This window comes from Streptomyces sp. PsTaAH-137 (assembly GCF_003259365.1).
GTDB lineage: Bacteria > Actinomycetota > Actinomycetes > Streptomycetales > Streptomycetaceae > Streptomyces.
In genome coordinates this window covers 64,564-80,447 of sequence record NZ_QLLY01000026.1, presented here as the reverse complement: position 1 = coordinate 80,447, position 15,884 = coordinate 64,564, and the positions used below count along the sequence as shown (strand labels likewise).

Here is a 15,884-nt window from a genome sequence, read left to right as displayed (position 1 = left end):
ACTTCCCTGCGTGTCGGCCGTTCCCGGGCAGAATGCCCGTGCCGACTCCCTGGATGTGTCACCTTGCCCCGGTTCAGTGTCATCGTCCCCGCGTACAAGGTGCAGGCGTATCTGCACGCGTGCCTCGCCTCGGTGCTGGAGCAGGACTTCACGGACCTCGAAGTGATCGCGGTGGACGACTGCTCGCCGGATGCCTGCGGGGAGATCATCGACGAGTTCGCGGCGCGCGACGCCCGCGTCCGGGCCGTCCACCTGGACGAGAACGTGGGCCTGGGCCGCGCCCGCAACGCCGGACTCACCCACGCCACCGGCGACTACGTCCTCTTCCTCGACAGCGACGACACCCTCACCCCGGGCGCGCTGCGGGCGATCGCGGACCGCGTCAAGGAGACGGGCTCGCCCGACGTCCTGCTCTTCGACTACGCGCGCACCTTCTGGGACGGCCGCGAGGTCCGCAACCAGTTCGCGCACCTGCTCGCCCAGGACGGCCCGGTGCCGTTCACGCTCGCCGACCGGCCGGGCCTGCTGAAGATCCTGATGGTGGTCTGGAACAAGGCGTACAGCCGCGAGTTCATCGAGCGCGAGGGCTTCACCTTCCCGCCCGGCTACTACGAGGACACGCCCTGGACGTACCCGGCGCTGATGGCGGCGGAGTCCCTGGCGACCCTTGACCGGGTCTGCGTGCACTACCGCCAGCGGCGCGGCGGCAACATCCTCGGCACGACCTCGCGCCGCCACTTCGACATCTTCGACCAGTACGAGCGTGTCTTCGAGTTCCTCGACCAGCACCCGGACCTGGACGCCCAGTGGCGTCCGGCGATGTTCCGCAGGATGGTCGACCACCTCTCCACGCTGTTCACCAAGCGGGGGCGGCTCCCGCGCCGCAGCCGGGCCGAGTTCCTGCGCAGGGCCCGCGGCCACTACGCCCGTTACCGCACCCCGGGCGCCCGCGTGAGCAGCCGCACCCGGCTGCGGCACGCCCTGGTCCGGCTCGGCACCCACCGCACCTACCGGGCCCTGTGCGCGGCGACGGCGGTCGGCCGGCGCCTGTCCCGCACCCTGGCCTCGGCCCGCCGCACCCTGCGGGCCGCCGCGCTCCAGTTCCACTACCGCGTCCAGCTGCGCCTGCCGGTGCGCGAGAACGACGCGGTGTTCGCCTCGTACTGGGGCCGCGGCCACGGCTGCAACCCGGGCGCCCTGGAGGAGGCCTTCCGCGTCCACGCCCCGCACGTGCGCACCTCCTGGATCGCGGCGCCGGAGCACCACCACACCGTTCCGGCGGCCACCCGGCGGCTGACGCCGGGCACGGCCGCGTACTGGACGGCGCTCGCCCGCTCCAAGTACCTCGTGAACAACGTCAACTTCGACCGTCGCCTGGTCAAGCGCGCCGAGCAGGTCTTCGTGCAGACCCAGCACGGCACCCCGCTGAAGAAGATGGGCCTCGACCTCCAGGACCACCCGGCGGCGGCCCGCGGCACGGACTTCGCCCAGTTGCTGGCCAACGCCGACAAGTGGGACTACGTCCTGTCCGGCAACCGGCACTCCACACTGACCTGGGAGCGCGCCTACCCGTCCGCGTACACGACGCTCGAATACGGCTATCCGCGCAACGACCGCTTCCAGAGGGCGAGTTTGCAGGAGACCGCCCGGCTGCGCGAGACGCTCCGCATCCCGCGCGACTCGATCGCGATCCTCTACGCGCCCACGCACCGGGACTACCGGGTCACCCAGCGCCTCCCGCTGGACCTGGAGCGGATGCTGCGCACCCTGGGCCCGCGCTTCACGCTCCTCGCCCGCGCGCACCACAGCTACGCGGCGCCGCTGACCGGTATCCCCGCCGCCCGCCTCATCGACGTGTCCGACCACCCGAGCGTCGAGACGCTCTGCCTCGCCTCGGACGCGCTGGTCACCGACTACTCGTCGCTGATGTTCGACTACGCGGCCCTGGACCGCCCGATCGTCATCCACGCCGACGACTGGGAGGCGTACGAGGCCGCTCGCGGTACGTACTTCGACCTGCGCTCGTTCCCGCCGGGGGCGGTGGCGCGGTCCGAGGACGAGCTGATCGACATCTTCGCCACGGGGCACTGGCGCGGCTCGCGCTCCGCGCAGTTGCGGGCCGCGTTCCGGGAGCGGTTCTGTCCTTACGAGGATGGGGGTGCCGGGGAGCGGGTGGTGCGGCGGGTCGTGTTCGGGGAGGGGCCCTCCGGGGTGACCGCGCTTCCCCGTCAGGGGGCCGAGTCCGCGCCGGCGCCGCGGGTCTGAACTCGACGCCGGGGGGGCCGCCGCCCGTCCGCGCCTCTCGCCGTGGCTGAGCGCGCAGTTCCCCGCGCCCCTGGGCCGTCTCTCACGCGCGGCCCGGTGGCCGCTTCTCGCGCAGTTCCCCGCGCCCCTGGGTTCGTTCTTCACGCGCGCCACCGTCGTGGCTGGTCGCGCAGTTCCCCGCGCCCCCAAAACCAGATCCCACGCGCGGCTTTCGTCGTGGCTGGTCGCGCAGTTCCCCGCGCCCCTGAGGCAGGCGCTGCGCGCCGCCTCCCCGTAGGGCAGCCATGGGTGCGGCTCTCTCAGGAGGCCGTAGGCATCCGGTGATGAGATGGCGCACGCAGTGCGCATCTCAGGGGCGCGGGGAACTGCGCGAGAAGCGGCCACCGGGCCGCGCGCGAAGAACGGGCCCAGGGGCGCGGGGAACTGCGCAAAACAGCCCCGCGCACCCGCAGGCGGGCGGCTAGCGTTCCAGCAGGGCGAACAGGTGCTCCCACTGGTCGAGGACCCGCGCCTCGGAGAACCGCTGGACATTGGCCCGGGCCCGCTCCCCCATCGCATCCCGCAACCGCGGATTCCCGGTCAGCCGCAGCAACCGGTCGGCAAGGGCGTCGAGGTCCCCGGCAGGCGCGAGCAACCCGTCCTCGCCGTCCCGGACGATCTCCCGCACCCCCGGCGCGCAGTCGAACGCGGCACACGGCACCCCACTGGCCATCGCCTCCATCAGCGCGAGCGGGAACCCCTCCCCGCGCGAGGACTGCACGAACACGGAGGAGGTCGCGAGGGCGCCGGGTACGTCGTCGGTGCGGCCCATCCAGCGCACACCGCGCTCGATGCCCAACTCGGCCGCCTGGCGGCGCAGTTCGGGCTCGTCGGCGCCCGCCCCGTACAGGTGCAGCTCCCAGTCCGGCCGGTGCGGCAGCACCTTGGCCCAGGTGTCGAGGAGCATGTCGATGCCCTTCTGGTCGGCGAGCCGGCCGATGGAGCAGACGACGTTCGCGGTGCGCGGGGAGGGCACGGCGGGCAGATGGGCCAGGGCGTTGGGAATGAAGCCGACGTTGTCGAGGCCCTCGGCGGTCCAGATGTCGGCGTCCTCCTGGGTGAGGGCGAGCCAGCGGTCGACGTGCGGGTAGTGCCGCTTCACCCAGTGGTAGCGGTGGCAGGCCCGCGAGTAGGCGAACGACTCGTGGCTCATGCCGATCAGCGTGAGGTGCGAGGTGTCGGTCTCGCGCAGCCACTCCATCGGCCACACCTGCGTGACGATGACGACGGAGCCGGGCCGCGCCTGCCCCAGGATCGTGTCCAGCTCGGCGAGGGCCCGCTTCTTCGCGGCGAGCCTGCGGGCCTCACGGCGCCGCGCGGGCACGCTGAACCGGCGGCGCCCGCGCATCGGCCGCGCGGTGAGCGGATGCTCCGGGTACAGCGCGGTGACCGGGTAGTCGGGGGCCGCGGGGACGGCCATCTTCAGGTCGGCCTTGTGTACGCCGATGACGTGCACCCGGTGTCCCGCCGACTGGAAGAGGCGGGCCATCTGGTGGGTCCAGGCGGTGACCCCGCCCAGCTCGTCGGTGCTGTTGGCGACGAGGTACAGATCCCGCTCCCGGGTGGCGGTCGTCATCACCGGCCCGCCTTCCGCGTGAAGAGGGCGTCGACGACGGCGCGGGCGGCGCCCCCGTCGTCGTAGGACCCGAACTCGGCGGCGAACGCGCGCCGCGCCTCCTGCCAGTCCGCGTCCGTCTCCTTGATCCGGGCGAGGGTGGCGTGCAGCGCCTCCTGGGTGTCGACGACCGGACCGCCGGAGCGGGCCCGCAGGTCGAAGTAGCTGCCGCGTTCGGCTGCGTAGTGGTCGAGGTCGGGGGCGAAGTGCACGAGGGGCCGGTCCAGGAGTGCGTAGTCGAACATGATCGACGAGTAGTCGGTGACCAGCACGTCGGCGAGACAGAGGAGTTCGCTGACGTCGTGGTGGCCGGAGACGTCGAGGACGGTGCCGGGCGGGGTGACGGGCAGGGTCGCCGCCTCCATGTAGTGGGCGCGGACCAGGAGGGTGTGGGTGTCACCGAATCGCTCGGCGAACTTCCGCACGTCAAGCAGTAGTTGGGCCTTCTTGTTCTTCGGTGTGCCGCGGAAGGTGGGCGCGTACAGGACGATCGTCCGGTGGTCGGGGATGCCGAGGCGTGCGGCGAGGTCCGGGCGCGGGAAGCGGCCCTCGCGCTCGTCGCGGGTCCGGGCGGCGACGAGCCGGTCGTTGCGCGGGTAGCCGACGCGCATCAGGCGTTCCTCGGGGATGCGGTAGGCGCGGGCGAGGGTGGTCACGTCGTGCTCGGAGCGGACGAGGAACCGGTCGAACCGGCCGACGGCGCGCATGAGCTGCTCGCGCTGCGGGGCGTTCTGCATCTTGTGCCGGGTCTCGTCGTAGCCCATCCGCTTGTACGCGGAGCCGTGCCAGGTCTGGAGGTACGTGGTGTGCTTCGGCTTGTCGAGGGCGTGCGGGAAGCCCTGGTTGTCGACCCACCACTCGGCGCGGGCGAGCGCCCACAGGTACCGCCAGGACCAGCGGCGCACGAGCGTGGCGTCCGTGGGGAAGCCGGTCGGGTCCTGCGCGTACGACCACACGACGCGCGCGCCGCGCCGCCGTGCGACCAGCTCCTCGTGGACGGCGCGCGGGCTGTCGCCGTAGCACTTGCCCATGTGGCTCTCGAAGACGACGGTGCCACGGCTGACCGGCAGGCGGCGCAGCACGTGCCGGTAGACGGTCGTCTTGGTGCGCTGGGAGTGCAGGGCGGCGAACTTCTTGCGGAGCTTCTTCCAGCGCTGCTTGACGACGCGGGCCGGGCGGAAGTTCGTGGCGTAGCGGGCCAGCGCGTTGGCCGTGCGCGCCGGGCGGCGCCGGGGCAGCAGACAGACCGCGAGATGGTGCCCGGCGGTGACGTAGGGCTGCCAGGTGTCGGCGGTGAGGCGGCCGAGCCGGGGGCGGGCCGGGAGCGCGGTCGCCCTGGTGTCGACGGTCCCCTTCTCGGCGAACAGGTCGAGCGGCGCGAGCCGTTCGCCGTCGACACCGAGCAGCAGGCGCGGGTCCCAGTTCCGGTCGCCGATGCCGCGCGGGCGCAGCACGGTGGTGAGCGGGACGGTGGCGCGCCAGTCGATGGTGTCGCCGCGCAGCCGTACGTCGTCGAGCGGCACGGTGACGGTCCGGGCGCCGGGGCCGCGGGCGACGAGTTCGAGGCTCGCGGTGAGCACATGGGTGCGCTCGGTGTCGCGCAGCGCGGGCGGGAGCACGACGGCGCCCTCGATCACCAGGCGTCCGTCCTCGCGGGCGCACCGGGTGACCCGGTTGAGGAGCTTGAGCCCGCTCAACGGGCGGTGCTCGTCGCCGAGTTCGGTGATGTCGTACGAGGGGTGGGGATGCTCGGCGCTCCAGTAGGTGCGGCCCTCGTGGCGGGCCTGCGCGGTGACGACGGTGCCGGGCCTGGCCAGCGCGTACGCGGCGGTGTGCACCCCGGGCGCGTCGCCGTCGGCGAGCAGGGCGGCGGCGACCCGCTCCAGGGGCTCCAGGCCCCGCAGCGCGTCCTCGTCGACGAGACCGTCGAGCAACGGGGCGTAGGCGGCGGCCAGTTCGGCGCGGCGGCCGGGGGCGGCGCCGAGGAAGGCGCGGGCGCACGGTACGACGTGGTCGGTGAGGAAGGCGTGGGCGCGGGCGGCGCGCAGCGCGGGGTCGGTGAGCAGGGCGAGGGCGTGGCGCTGCGCCGCGGCGGCCGCCGGCAGGTCGCCGAGCGGGTCGGGGGCGGGGCGCCGGGTGGTGATCAGGTTGGGGACGAGGGCGGTCCGGCGGGCGGTGAGCGCGAGGTCGAAGCCGGTGCCGCCCTCGGCCCAGCGGGACCGCCGGACCGCGTAGCCGGCGGTGAGCGTGTCCCGTACGAGGAGTTCGGGGGCCTCGGCCGGGTCGGTGACGACGCGGGAACGCCCGTACAGCTCCTGCTGCCAGACCGGGCTGTGCTCCTTGGCGCCGGTGCCGGTGCGCCGGGTCCAGCGGCCCGCGATCAGGTCGGCGTCGGTGCGCAGGGCGGCGGCGAGGAGGTTGCGGCAGGCGTTGCGCTCCAGGAGTTCGCCCGGGGCCAGCGGCAGGACGAGGCCGCCGCGCGGGTCTCCGGTGCGCACCCGGCGCGGATGGTCGGCGGTGAGGGCGGCGCCCGCTTCGGCGGCGCCCGGCCCGGTGAGGACGGCCTCGGTCGCGGTGAGGGTCTGGTCGAGGACCGAGCGGACGCTGTCGCGCAGGGCGGCCGCGGTGGTGCCGGGCGGGCAGTCGACGACGACGCTGATGTCGGGCGCCGTGCTGGTGGTGCCGGTCATCGGCTGCCCCCAGTGGTGTCGTGGGCGAGCATCGCGTCGGCGACCTGCGCGGCGGCGGTGCCGTCGTCCAGGTCGCAGAACGCCTCGCGGAACCGCTGGTGGGCGTCGCGGTGTCCGGCGACCGCGGCGTCCGCGTCGAGCAGCGCGGCGATCACCTCGTCGCTGGTGCGCAGCAGCGGTCCGGGCGCCTTGGCGGCGAAGTCGAAGTAGAAGCCGCGCAGGGTGTCGCGGTAGTGGTCGAGGTCGTAGGTGTGGAAGAGCATCGGCCGACCCGTCTGCGCGAAGTCGAACATCATGGACGAGTAGTCGGTGACCAACACGTCTGCGATCAGCAGGAGTTCGGCCGCGTCGGGGTGGCGGGAGACGTCCCGGACGAAGTCCGACTCGGGCACCGCGCCGCCGACGAGGTAGTGGCGGCGGACGAGGAGGACGTGGTCGTCGCCGAGGGCCGCCTCGGCCGCGCCGAGGTCGAGCTGGAGGTCGAGGCCGTACCTGCCCCCGGTGCGGCGCTGGTTCTCGCGCCAGGTCGGGGCGTAGAGGACGACCCGTTTGCCGTCGGGCACGCCGAGCCGTTCGCGCACCGAGGCGGCCAGCTTGTCCCGGTCGGTGGCGTGCAGCAGGTCGTTGCGCGGGTAGCCGGAGGCGAGCACGTCGCCGGTGTAGCCGAACGCCTCGCGCAGCACCGGTGTGGAGAAGCTGTTCGGGGAGACGAGCAGCGACCACTGGTCGGCGCGGGCGGGCAGCGTGGCGATGTACTTCGGGTCGGCGCTGGCGCTGCCGAGCAGGTCGCGTCCGATGCGCTTGAGCGGGGTGCCGTGCCAGGTCTGGACGACGTACTGGCCGTCGGCGCGCTCGAACCACTCGGGCAGATGCGTGTTGGTGACGATGTGACGGCAGCGGGCCAGGGCCTCGTACCAGTCGGCGCTCCACAGCGTGACCGGGGTGACGCCGGGCGGCAGCTCGACCTGCTGGTCGCGGACCACCCACAGGTGTTCCAGGCCGGTGTCGCGGGCGGCGAGTTCGGTGTGGACGGCGCGCGGCGAGTCCGAGTACTGGCGGCCGTCGAAGCTGATGTACAGCACGGCGTCGCGGCGCGGCAGGGTGCGCTGAGCGGCGTACCGCTCGCGCAGCGCGCTCTGGGCGGCGCGCCCGCGGTCCGCGTCGGGCAGCGCGGAGCCCGAGTGCAGGACGAGGTGGTCGTGGTGGCGGCGCTGCACGGTGAAGGGCCGGCCGCGCAGGGCCCGCGGCAGCGGCAGGTCGGCGTGGCGGGCCGGGGCGAGCAGCAGCGGGACCCGGCGGTCGGGGTCGCTGTCGCCGGGCGCGCGCAGATGCAGCTGCCAGGTGCCCTCGGCGAGCGGCAGGATCCCGGCCTGCCCGATGACGGCGTGCGGGCGCAGCACGGCCTCGAAGCGGCCGTCGGCGACGGTGACCGGGACGACGGCCTGTTCGCCGTGGCCGTCGTGGGCGAGGATCAGCTCCTTCTCGCCGCCGACCGGGTAGCTGCCCGCGAGGAGCAGATGGCCCCCGGGCTCGCGGCAGTCCATGCACACCCGGCAGGTGACGCCCTCGGCGCACTCCTCCCAGCGGACGGTGTCGACGACGGGGCGTACGACCTGGTCGCGCAGTTCGGTGTTGCCGGACGCGTTGGCGAGCACCATCAGCTCGCGGCCGCCGCCGAGGCCGTAGCGGCCGGGGGCGATGTCGGGGCGCACCGGCAGCGGGACGGCCTTGGCGTCCTTGCCGCCGTCGCCGCCCTCGCGGACCAGGGCGACGCCCCACGGGTCGGCCGGGTCCTGGACGCCGCCGAACAGGGCGAGCGGGACCCGGGCGGTGAAGGCGCGCCCGTCGCAGGTGACGGAGAAGTCGTGGGACTCCTTGGTGCGCCAGTTCTCGACGCGGACGGCGAGCGGAGTGCCGGAGGTGAGCGCGCCGGTCAGGCGGATGGTTTCGCCATCGCCGCTGTGCTCGGCGAGACGGGCCGCGAGCCGCTCCACGCGCAGCCGCAGCCGGCCGTCGCTGAGGGTGGGCACGATGCGCAGGTCGTCGTCGAGGTGGCGCAGCGGGACGGTGCCGGAGCCGCTCAGCCGGACCGGTCCGGTGCGCGGCAGCAGGCCGCCGGCCCAGGCGCCGAGCTCCAGGTTCCAGGTGGTGCTGCCCCGGGCGGTGACCAGCTTCGCCGGGTCGACGACGGTCTCGAAGCCGGCCCGGTCGTAGTCGTGCAGGCCCTGCTTGGAGGCGAGGGTGGCCTCGCGCGAGCGGACGGTGCGCAGCCGCAGCGGCACCGCCCGCCGCTTCCCGGCCCGCAGCCAGGCGACGCGGGCGCGGGCGGCGAGGCGTCCGGCGGGCAGATTGCGCACGTAGGCGTAGCCCTTGAGGCGCAGCTTGCCGTCCTCGTCCCAGGCGGCCTGGGTGATCCGGGCGTCGAGCGGCAGGTCGGACTTGGCGAGGCCCACGACGGAGCGCGGCAGCCGGCCGCCGAGCACGGGGAAGTCGGCGCGGCGGCCGCGCAGTCCGCGGCGGGCGGTGAAGGCGCCGGGGTTGCTCTTCTCGTACGCCATGTAGGCGAGGAGTTCCGACATCCGGCGCTGCCTGACCAGCCGCCAGCGCACCCGCAGGCCGAGCGGCAGTTCGTCGAAGATGCCCGGATCGACGCTGTCCGCGAAGGAGTTGACGTGGTCGAGGAAGGCTTCGTGGTACGCGGCGTCGCCGTCGGGCAGCGCCTGCATGAACATCCACAGGTCACCGGCGATGACGCTGGCGTCGTAGCGCCGCTTGCCCTCCCGCCACTCCTCGCGCCCGGCGAGCGAGCGGCTGGCGAAGGCGCAGGAGGCGGTGCGGTCCTGGATGGCGCGCGGGACGGCGCGCTTGTTGGAGATGGAGCCGTCGCGGTCGCGCCACAGGTAGACGGTGTCGGACAGCACGTCGACCGTGCGCGCCCGGAAGTGGGCGGGGAGCACGACGGGGATGTCCTCGAAGAGCACTCCTTCGGGGAACTCGAAGGAGTGCTCCTGCCAGAAGTCGCGGCGGAACACCTTGTTGCAGGCGATGCGGTCGGCGAGCAGGCCCCAGTCGCGGGTGACGTGGGTGGCGGTGCGGGTGGTCGCCATGATCTTGCGGAACATCGGCGACTGGGCGGTGGAGCCGTCGGCCCGCAGCCGGAAGACGTTGCCGGTGACGAAGTCGGAGCCGGTCGCGTCGAGGGTGTCGAGCATCAGCGCGTAGGCGCCCTCGGGGATCACGTCGTCGCTGTCCACGAAGGCCAGGTGGGCGCCGGTGGCGTGCCGGATCCCGGTGTTGCGGGCGGCGCCGAGCCCGGCGTTGGCCTGCTCGACGAGCCGGAACCGGGTGTCCCGTTCGGCGAAGTCCCGTGCGACGGTCCCGCTGCCGTCGGTGGAGCCGTCGTCGACCATCACGACCTCCAGGTCGCGCATGGTCTGTGCCGACAGCGACTCCAGGCAGTCGCCGAGATAGTCCTCGACGTTGTAGATGGGGACGACGACGGTGAGTCGGGGTGTCATGCGCGGCGCACATTCCTTCCGGACGGCTGAGGACAGCAGTGGTGAGCCGGGTGTGCTGGAGGTGGCTCACTCGTTAACAACCGGCGACGTCCTCGCCGGTCACCCGGTCTGCGCCATTCGGGTGAGCACGGGCCGGCCCCCGCGTCACGGGACGCGGGGGCCGGGGATCCGGGGGCGGCCGCTTCACGGTTTGACGGCGATCCGTCCCTCGTCCATGCGGAGCAGGAGCAGCCGTTCGCCGGTCTTCTCCAGGAACTCGTCGACGGCCTGGCGCGAGCCCTGCCAGTAGCCGTAGTCGTCGATGAGCAGCACGCCGCCGGGGACCAACCGGTCGTAGAGGTGGTCGAGTTCGTGCTTGGTGGAGGCGTACCAGTCGGTGTCGAGCCGGAGCACCGCGATCTTGTCGGGGGCGCGGCCGGGCACGGTCTCCTCGACCTTGCCCTGGACGAAGTGGACGCGCTCGGCGGGATAAGGCACCTGCTGGAAGCCGGACTTGACGTCGTCGAGGGTCGCGTACGCCCAGATCGCCTTGTCCTTGTCGTTGCGGGCGAGGATGTCGGAGGCGGGGGTGCCGTCGCGCCGCAGGTCCTCGACGGTGGGCGGCGTCATGCCGTCGTAGGTGTCGAAGAGGTACAGGTCGCGGTCGGTGACGCCGCGGCCGAGCAGGGCCTTGGCGCAGGCCTGCATGGAGCCGCCGCGCCACACACCGCATTCGACGATGTCGCCGGGGATGCCGTGCTGCACGACGTGCCGGGTGGCGAGGACGAACGCGTTCAGCCGCTCCGGGGACGTCATGGTCCACGGCTTGACGGCGCGGATGATCTCCTTCGCCTCGTCGTCGTAGTCGGCCGGAAGTCTGAGCCCCTTGGGCCGCGCGGGCGCGGCCGGTGCGGCGGGTGCGGGCTGCGCGGCGACGCGCGGGGCGGGCACCTGGGGGCGGGCCAGCTGGTATCCGGTCAGGGTACGGAGTGCGCCGTTGACTGCGTTCTTCCATGCCATGGGGCGGGACACTACGCCCAATTCACCCTTCCTGTCACGGTGCGTCAATCGGCCATCACGCTACGTGGGTTGACGGCGGTACCACCAGCGCCGGGCGGGTTCCTCGACGTAGGTGTACGCGGCCCAGGACAGGGCGACGACGACGGTGGCGACCCCGATGAGGGTGAACACGTTCTGGTCGCCCGGTGCCGCGCGGCCCCAGTGGTCGAGGACGTATCGGTTCACCGTCTGGTGCAGCAGATAGAAGGCGTACGACCAGGCGCCGAGCTTCACCATCAGCGGTGCGCACAGCCAGCCGCGCGTCCCGGAGCGCTCCCGCCGCACGCACGCGACGATCAGCAGCCCGGAGAACAGCGCGACCAACGGCCGCACCGAGCAGTCGAGTTGCTGGACGACGCCCGGACCGAACCAGTCGCCGCGGTGGGCGTAGACGACGGTGTACGCGGCGAAGACGGCGGCCAGCGGTCCCGGCCGCACCGGGATGCGCAGCCCGCGCCCCACCGCGAGCGCCAGGCTCGTGCCGAGCGCGAACTCCGGGAGCCGCGCCACCGGAAGCCGCATCACCCACTCGCTGTGGAACGGGGAGAGGTGCGTCGCGGCCCAGAACCCGACGGCCCACATGGCGAGCAGCCCGGCGGCGCACAGGGCGAACAGGGTGCGGGTGCGCAGCCGGTAGGCGGCGCGGATCACGAGCGGGAACAGCAGATAGAAGAAGGCCTCGACGCTGAGCGTCCAGGAGACGCCGTTGCCCGGGAACATCGGGACGACGCCGGGGAACCAGGTCTGCACGAGGACCAGCGAGGCGAGGAAGCTCGGCAGGTCCCAGGGCACCCCGCCCCACAGGTGGAACACCCACAGGCAGGGGATCGTGGCGGCGAGGTGCAGCGGCAGGACCCGGCCCGCGCGCCGCCAGTAGAAGGTCTTCGCCGGAGTCCCGGAGCGGTGCCCCCAGGCCAGCAGGAACCCGGACAGCACGAAGAAGAACCCGACGCCGTTGACGCCCATCGTCGAGTACGGGAAGAGCGCCGGGGTGTGGGCGACGCCGCCGGACGGGCTCGCGCCGGTGAAGTGGTGGGTGAACACGGCGAGCGCGGCGAGGAAGCGCAGCCCGGTCAGCGAGTCGAGCCGGTCGGCGCGCGTCACGACGGCGCGCGGCCGCAGCGCCGGCTGGGACGGGAGCAGGGCGCTGGTCATCAGGCCTCCCGGGCGACAGCGGGCGCGGGCGCGGCCGGGGCGTGCTGCGGGGCCAGCGGGATGGGCCGCGCGGGGACGACGGGCCCCGGCGGCGCGGGCAGCGGCGGCGGGACCTCCGCGACGGCGGCCCGGGCGGCGGACGCGCCGGGCACGAGCCGGGCGCCGCAGTCGCCGAGTTCGCCGCGCTGCTGGTGCTTGGCGTGCCGCATGCGGTCGACGCGGGGCTTCGCCCAGGCCCGTACGGCGGCGATGCGCGCGATGCCGCCGGGGACGGCGGTGGCCCGCACCCAGTCGCCGCCGTTCTCCTCGCGGTACAGGCGGACGTACCCGGCGTCGGTCAGCCGCTCGGCGGTGAGCCCGGAGCGGCCCGGCCAGGCGGCGTGGACGTGCAGGAGTTCGGGCCGCACCTCGTTCAGCAGATAGCCGGTGAGCGCGGCCCGGTCGTGGGCGGCGTAGGCGTCGGCGATCCGGCGGTCGGTGAGCCCGGCGACGTCGACGACCTTCAGCCTGCTGGTGAGCAGGGTGCCGCCGAGGTCGGGCAGGGCGGCGGTGGCGCCGGGGCGCAGGCCGAGCCGGTCGGCGTACGAGTCGAAGAGGCGGCCGTAGCGGTCGGCGACCCAGCACATGGACAGGGTGGGCTCGTTGGCGAACTCCTTGTCCCGCATGTCCTGTCCGGCCAGCGACAGGGTGAGCGCCCCGCCGAGCGCGCAGGCGACGAGGGCGCGGGCCCGCACCGGCGCGTCGCCGCAGGCTGCGGTGACGGCGAGCGCGGCGACGGCCGAGCCGAGCACCCACACCGGGGTCGCGAACCGGTACAGCGGCATCCAGTCCGGCGCGAGCGCGCCGAACGCGAGGAGGGCGAGGGTCAGCGGCAGGCACAGCAGGGCGAGGACGCGGCGGGCGGGGCCTGGACGGCCGAGGACGAGTCCGGCGCAGCCCGCGCAGACGAGGACGAGCGCCCAGCCCGCGTACCCGATCAGCTCCCCCACCTTCGCCAGGTCGGCGAGCTCCGGCGGCTGCTGGGCCTTGGCGACGGCGGTGTTGGGCACCCACAGGCCGAAGACGGCGTGCCGCCACAGCAGGAAGGTGCCGTAACCGGCGCCGAACAGCGCGCAGTTGACCGCGGCGAGCCGCATCGCACGCGGGCGGCGCAGCAGGAGGACGGCGAGCGGGTAGGCGGCGGCGAGGACGGCGCCGTCGGGGCGGGTGAGCGCCGCGAGCAGGGTGATCCCGGCGGCGGCGCAGGCGCCCTTGAGCCCGTCGCCCCGTACGAGGAGCAGGGCGAGCGCGGCGGCGCACAGCCCGTACAGGGAGTTCTCCAGACCGGAGAAGCACCACACCACGTAGGAGAAGTTGGCGGCGAGCAGCACGCCCGTGCCGAGCACCACGAGCCAGGCGCGGCGCGGGACGGCCGCGCGGGCCACTCCCCCGACACAGGCGAGGGTGCCCGCGACGCAGAGCAGGGCGAGGGCCTTCGGGAAGAGCGCGAGGTCGCTGACGCCCGCCCAGCCGCCCCGGTCGAAGAGGCGCAGGGTGCGGCCGATGAGCAGCAGGAGCAGCCAGGCCGGGTTGGAGTAGCCCTCGACGGGCGCGGACCCGGCCTGCTGGACCGGGCCGAGGCCCTCGCCGACGCTGCGGACGTAGGCGAAGGTGACGGCGGCGTCGTCGACGATCCACTGGCCTAGCGAGGCGGCCCGCAGACCGACGAGCGCGGTGCCGGCGAGGACGGCGGCGGGGACGGCCCAGCGCGCGGGCCCGCCGCCCGGCGGGGCACCGGGCCTGCGGGCGGCGGGCACCCGGGGAGAAGCGGGACGGACCAGGGCCGTCCATGCGGTCAGCGCGGTCGCCGTGGGAGGGCGCAGCAAGATCTTCATCCACTGACCAACACCGCGGCGCCGAATCGGTCACTTGTGCTGGACCACCTGGGTGAGCGGAAAGGGTGACGGGAGGCTGTTCAGGCCCGCGCCCGCAGCAGCTCGCGCACCGGGAGCTGCCGCACGGTGATCCGCAGCTCGCCCGCGCCCGGGGTGGCGACGCCGACGCCGTAGGGCCGCATCCGGTGCCGGCGCGGCCGGGGCACCCGGGCCTCCGTGGGCAGCGGCGCGACCGGCACCTCCGGGCTCTCGCCGAGCGCGCTCGCGACGAGCCGCACGCTCCACCGCTCCCAGGGCGCGTCCTTGTGCGGGAAGAGTTCGTCCAGCGGCAGCGTGAACCGGACGGCGCTGCCGTCCCCGTCGGCCGCCACCACCGCGTCGTACACCTTCACGACCCGCTCCCCGGCCCGCTCCAGAGCGGTCTCGGCGCGCACCGTGCCCGCGCCGAAGTCCGCGAGGTCGGCGAGCGAGCTGCGGGCCACGATCTCCAGGCCGGTCTCGGTCAGCCGGGTCTCGGCCGGGGTGAACTCCTGCTCGGCGAACCGCTTGCGGGTGCCCTTGGTGATGTCGAACCAGGCGTCCGGCAGGCCGAGTTCAGGGTCGCGGAAGCACGGGTAGCCCGCGTAGGCCCGCTCCTCGTCGACGACGACCGGCGGACCGTCCCCGGCCGCGCACGCCAACACGCCCTTCATGGCGTCGAGATGGCCCTTCTCGGCGAGTTTCAGGAGCAGCCGCTGCCGGTCGGAGAGCTTCTTCAGGGCGTACGGGCTCGCGTACGCGCGGTGCAGCGCGCCGACCCCGTCGCACACCCGCCGCTGCTCGTCGGCGCCGAGCTCCAGGAACTCGGGGCTGATCAGCCGCGCCACCTCCCAGGTGAAGTGGCGCTGGTGGATCCACTCGCGGCCGCGGCCCGGCTCGGACATCCGCCGGGTCAGCTCGAACAGCCGCCGGGTGCCGGTCAGCCGGTCCAGGGCGCGGAAGGAGACGGTGGCGTTGGTCTCGTCGTCGCGGCGCACCGCGAAGTAGTAGTCCTGGTCGGCGAGTACGGTGATCCGCCCGGCCCGGAAGCACGCCTCCAGGGTGAACGGCTGATCGCTCAGCACCGGCAGGTCCTCGGCGAACCGCAGCCCGTGCTCCTCGATCAGCTCGCGCCGGAACAGCTTGGTGTTGGACAGCGCCCAGGGCAGCGCGGACTCGTACAGGGTGATCTCGTCGCGGCTCTCGCCGTACACGGCCTGCGACACCCAGCGGCCGTTCACGCCGACCATCCGGCCGAGCACGATGTCGGAGCCGAGCCGGTCGGCGGCCTCCACCATCCGCTCCAGGGCCTCGGGGCCCAGGTGGTCGTCGGCGCCGACGAAGATCACGTACCGGCCGCGCGCGAGGTCGAGCGCCCGGTTGCTGGGGGCCGCGGGGCCGCCCGAGTTGGCCTGGTGGACGACGGTGAGGACGTCCGGGTGGAGCCGGGCGAACCGTTCGAGTTCCGCGCCGCTGCCGTCGGTCGACCCGTCGTCCACGGCGACGATCTCGACGCGATCCTTGCCGATGGTCTGCTCGACGAGCGAGGTCAGGCACCGGGTGAGGTACGGCATCGTGTTGTAGACGGCGACGACGACACTGACGTCCGGGATGCCTGGGCCGTCCTGGGGGGCCGCGGCGTCCGGCGTGCGGCCGGGAATGTTCTGCATGT

General features: G+C 73.8%; 8 protein-coding genes. 1 reads left to right on the top strand and 7 read right to left on the bottom strand.

Annotated elements, in window-relative coordinates:
• The first annotated feature begins 63 nt into the window (after nucleotides 1-63).
• Nucleotides 64-2,265: a bifunctional glycosyltransferase family 2 protein/CDP-glycerol:glycerophosphate glycerophosphotransferase gene (locus tag K377_RS37425; protein ID WP_111668111.1), complete on the top strand. Its 2,202-nt coding sequence runs from the start codon at nucleotides 64-66 to the stop codon at nucleotides 2,263-2,265.
• 460 nt (nucleotides 2,266-2,725) lie between these two features.
• On the opposite strand, the gene K377_RS37420 is transcribed toward K377_RS37425, so the two are convergent.
• From K377_RS37420 to K377_RS37390, 7 genes are all read right to left on the bottom strand, one after another.
• The gene (locus tag K377_RS37420; RefSeq protein WP_111668110.1) at nucleotides 2,726-3,880 is read right to left on the bottom strand and encodes a glycosyltransferase; all 1,155 of its coding nucleotides are present in this window, start codon (nucleotides 3,878-3,880) and stop codon (nucleotides 2,726-2,728) included.
• Nucleotides 3,880-6,609 (bottom strand): CDP-glycerol glycerophosphotransferase family protein, encoded by a 2,730-nt coding sequence (locus tag K377_RS37415; protein WP_111668109.1) that lies wholly within the window; start codon nucleotides 6,607-6,609, stop codon nucleotides 3,880-3,882. Before K377_RS37415 ends, K377_RS37420 begins: the two co-directional genes overlap by 1 nt.
• Nucleotides 6,606-10,127 (bottom strand): bifunctional glycosyltransferase/CDP-glycerol:glycerophosphate glycerophosphotransferase, encoded by a 3,522-nt coding sequence (locus K377_RS37410; protein ID WP_111668108.1) that lies wholly within the window; start codon nucleotides 10,125-10,127, stop codon nucleotides 6,606-6,608. The genes K377_RS37415 and K377_RS37410 overlap by 4 nt, the downstream gene beginning before the upstream one ends.
• Nucleotides 10,128-10,310: 183 nt before the next feature.
• Nucleotides 10,311-11,126, bottom strand: coding sequence for a TylF/MycF/NovP-related O-methyltransferase (locus K377_RS37405; protein ID WP_111668107.1), 816 nt, complete (start codon nucleotides 11,124-11,126; stop codon nucleotides 10,311-10,313).
• 60 nt (nucleotides 11,127-11,186) lie between these two features.
• Entirely contained in the window at nucleotides 11,187-12,320 is a 1,134-nt protein-coding gene (locus K377_RS37400) for an acyltransferase (RefSeq protein ID WP_111668106.1), read from the bottom strand.
• A complete protein-coding gene (locus tag K377_RS37395) occupies nucleotides 12,320-14,194 on the bottom strand; it encodes a hypothetical protein (RefSeq protein WP_146614824.1) in 1,875 nt (624 codons plus the stop codon). The genes K377_RS37400 and K377_RS37395 overlap by 1 nt, the downstream gene beginning before the upstream one ends.
• 80 nt (nucleotides 14,195-14,274) lie before the next feature.
• Nucleotides 14,275-15,882: a glycosyltransferase gene (locus tag K377_RS37390; protein ID WP_161195061.1), complete on the bottom strand. Its 1,608-nt coding sequence runs from the start codon at nucleotides 15,880-15,882 to the stop codon at nucleotides 14,275-14,277.
• Nucleotides 15,883-15,884 lie beyond the last annotated feature (2 nt).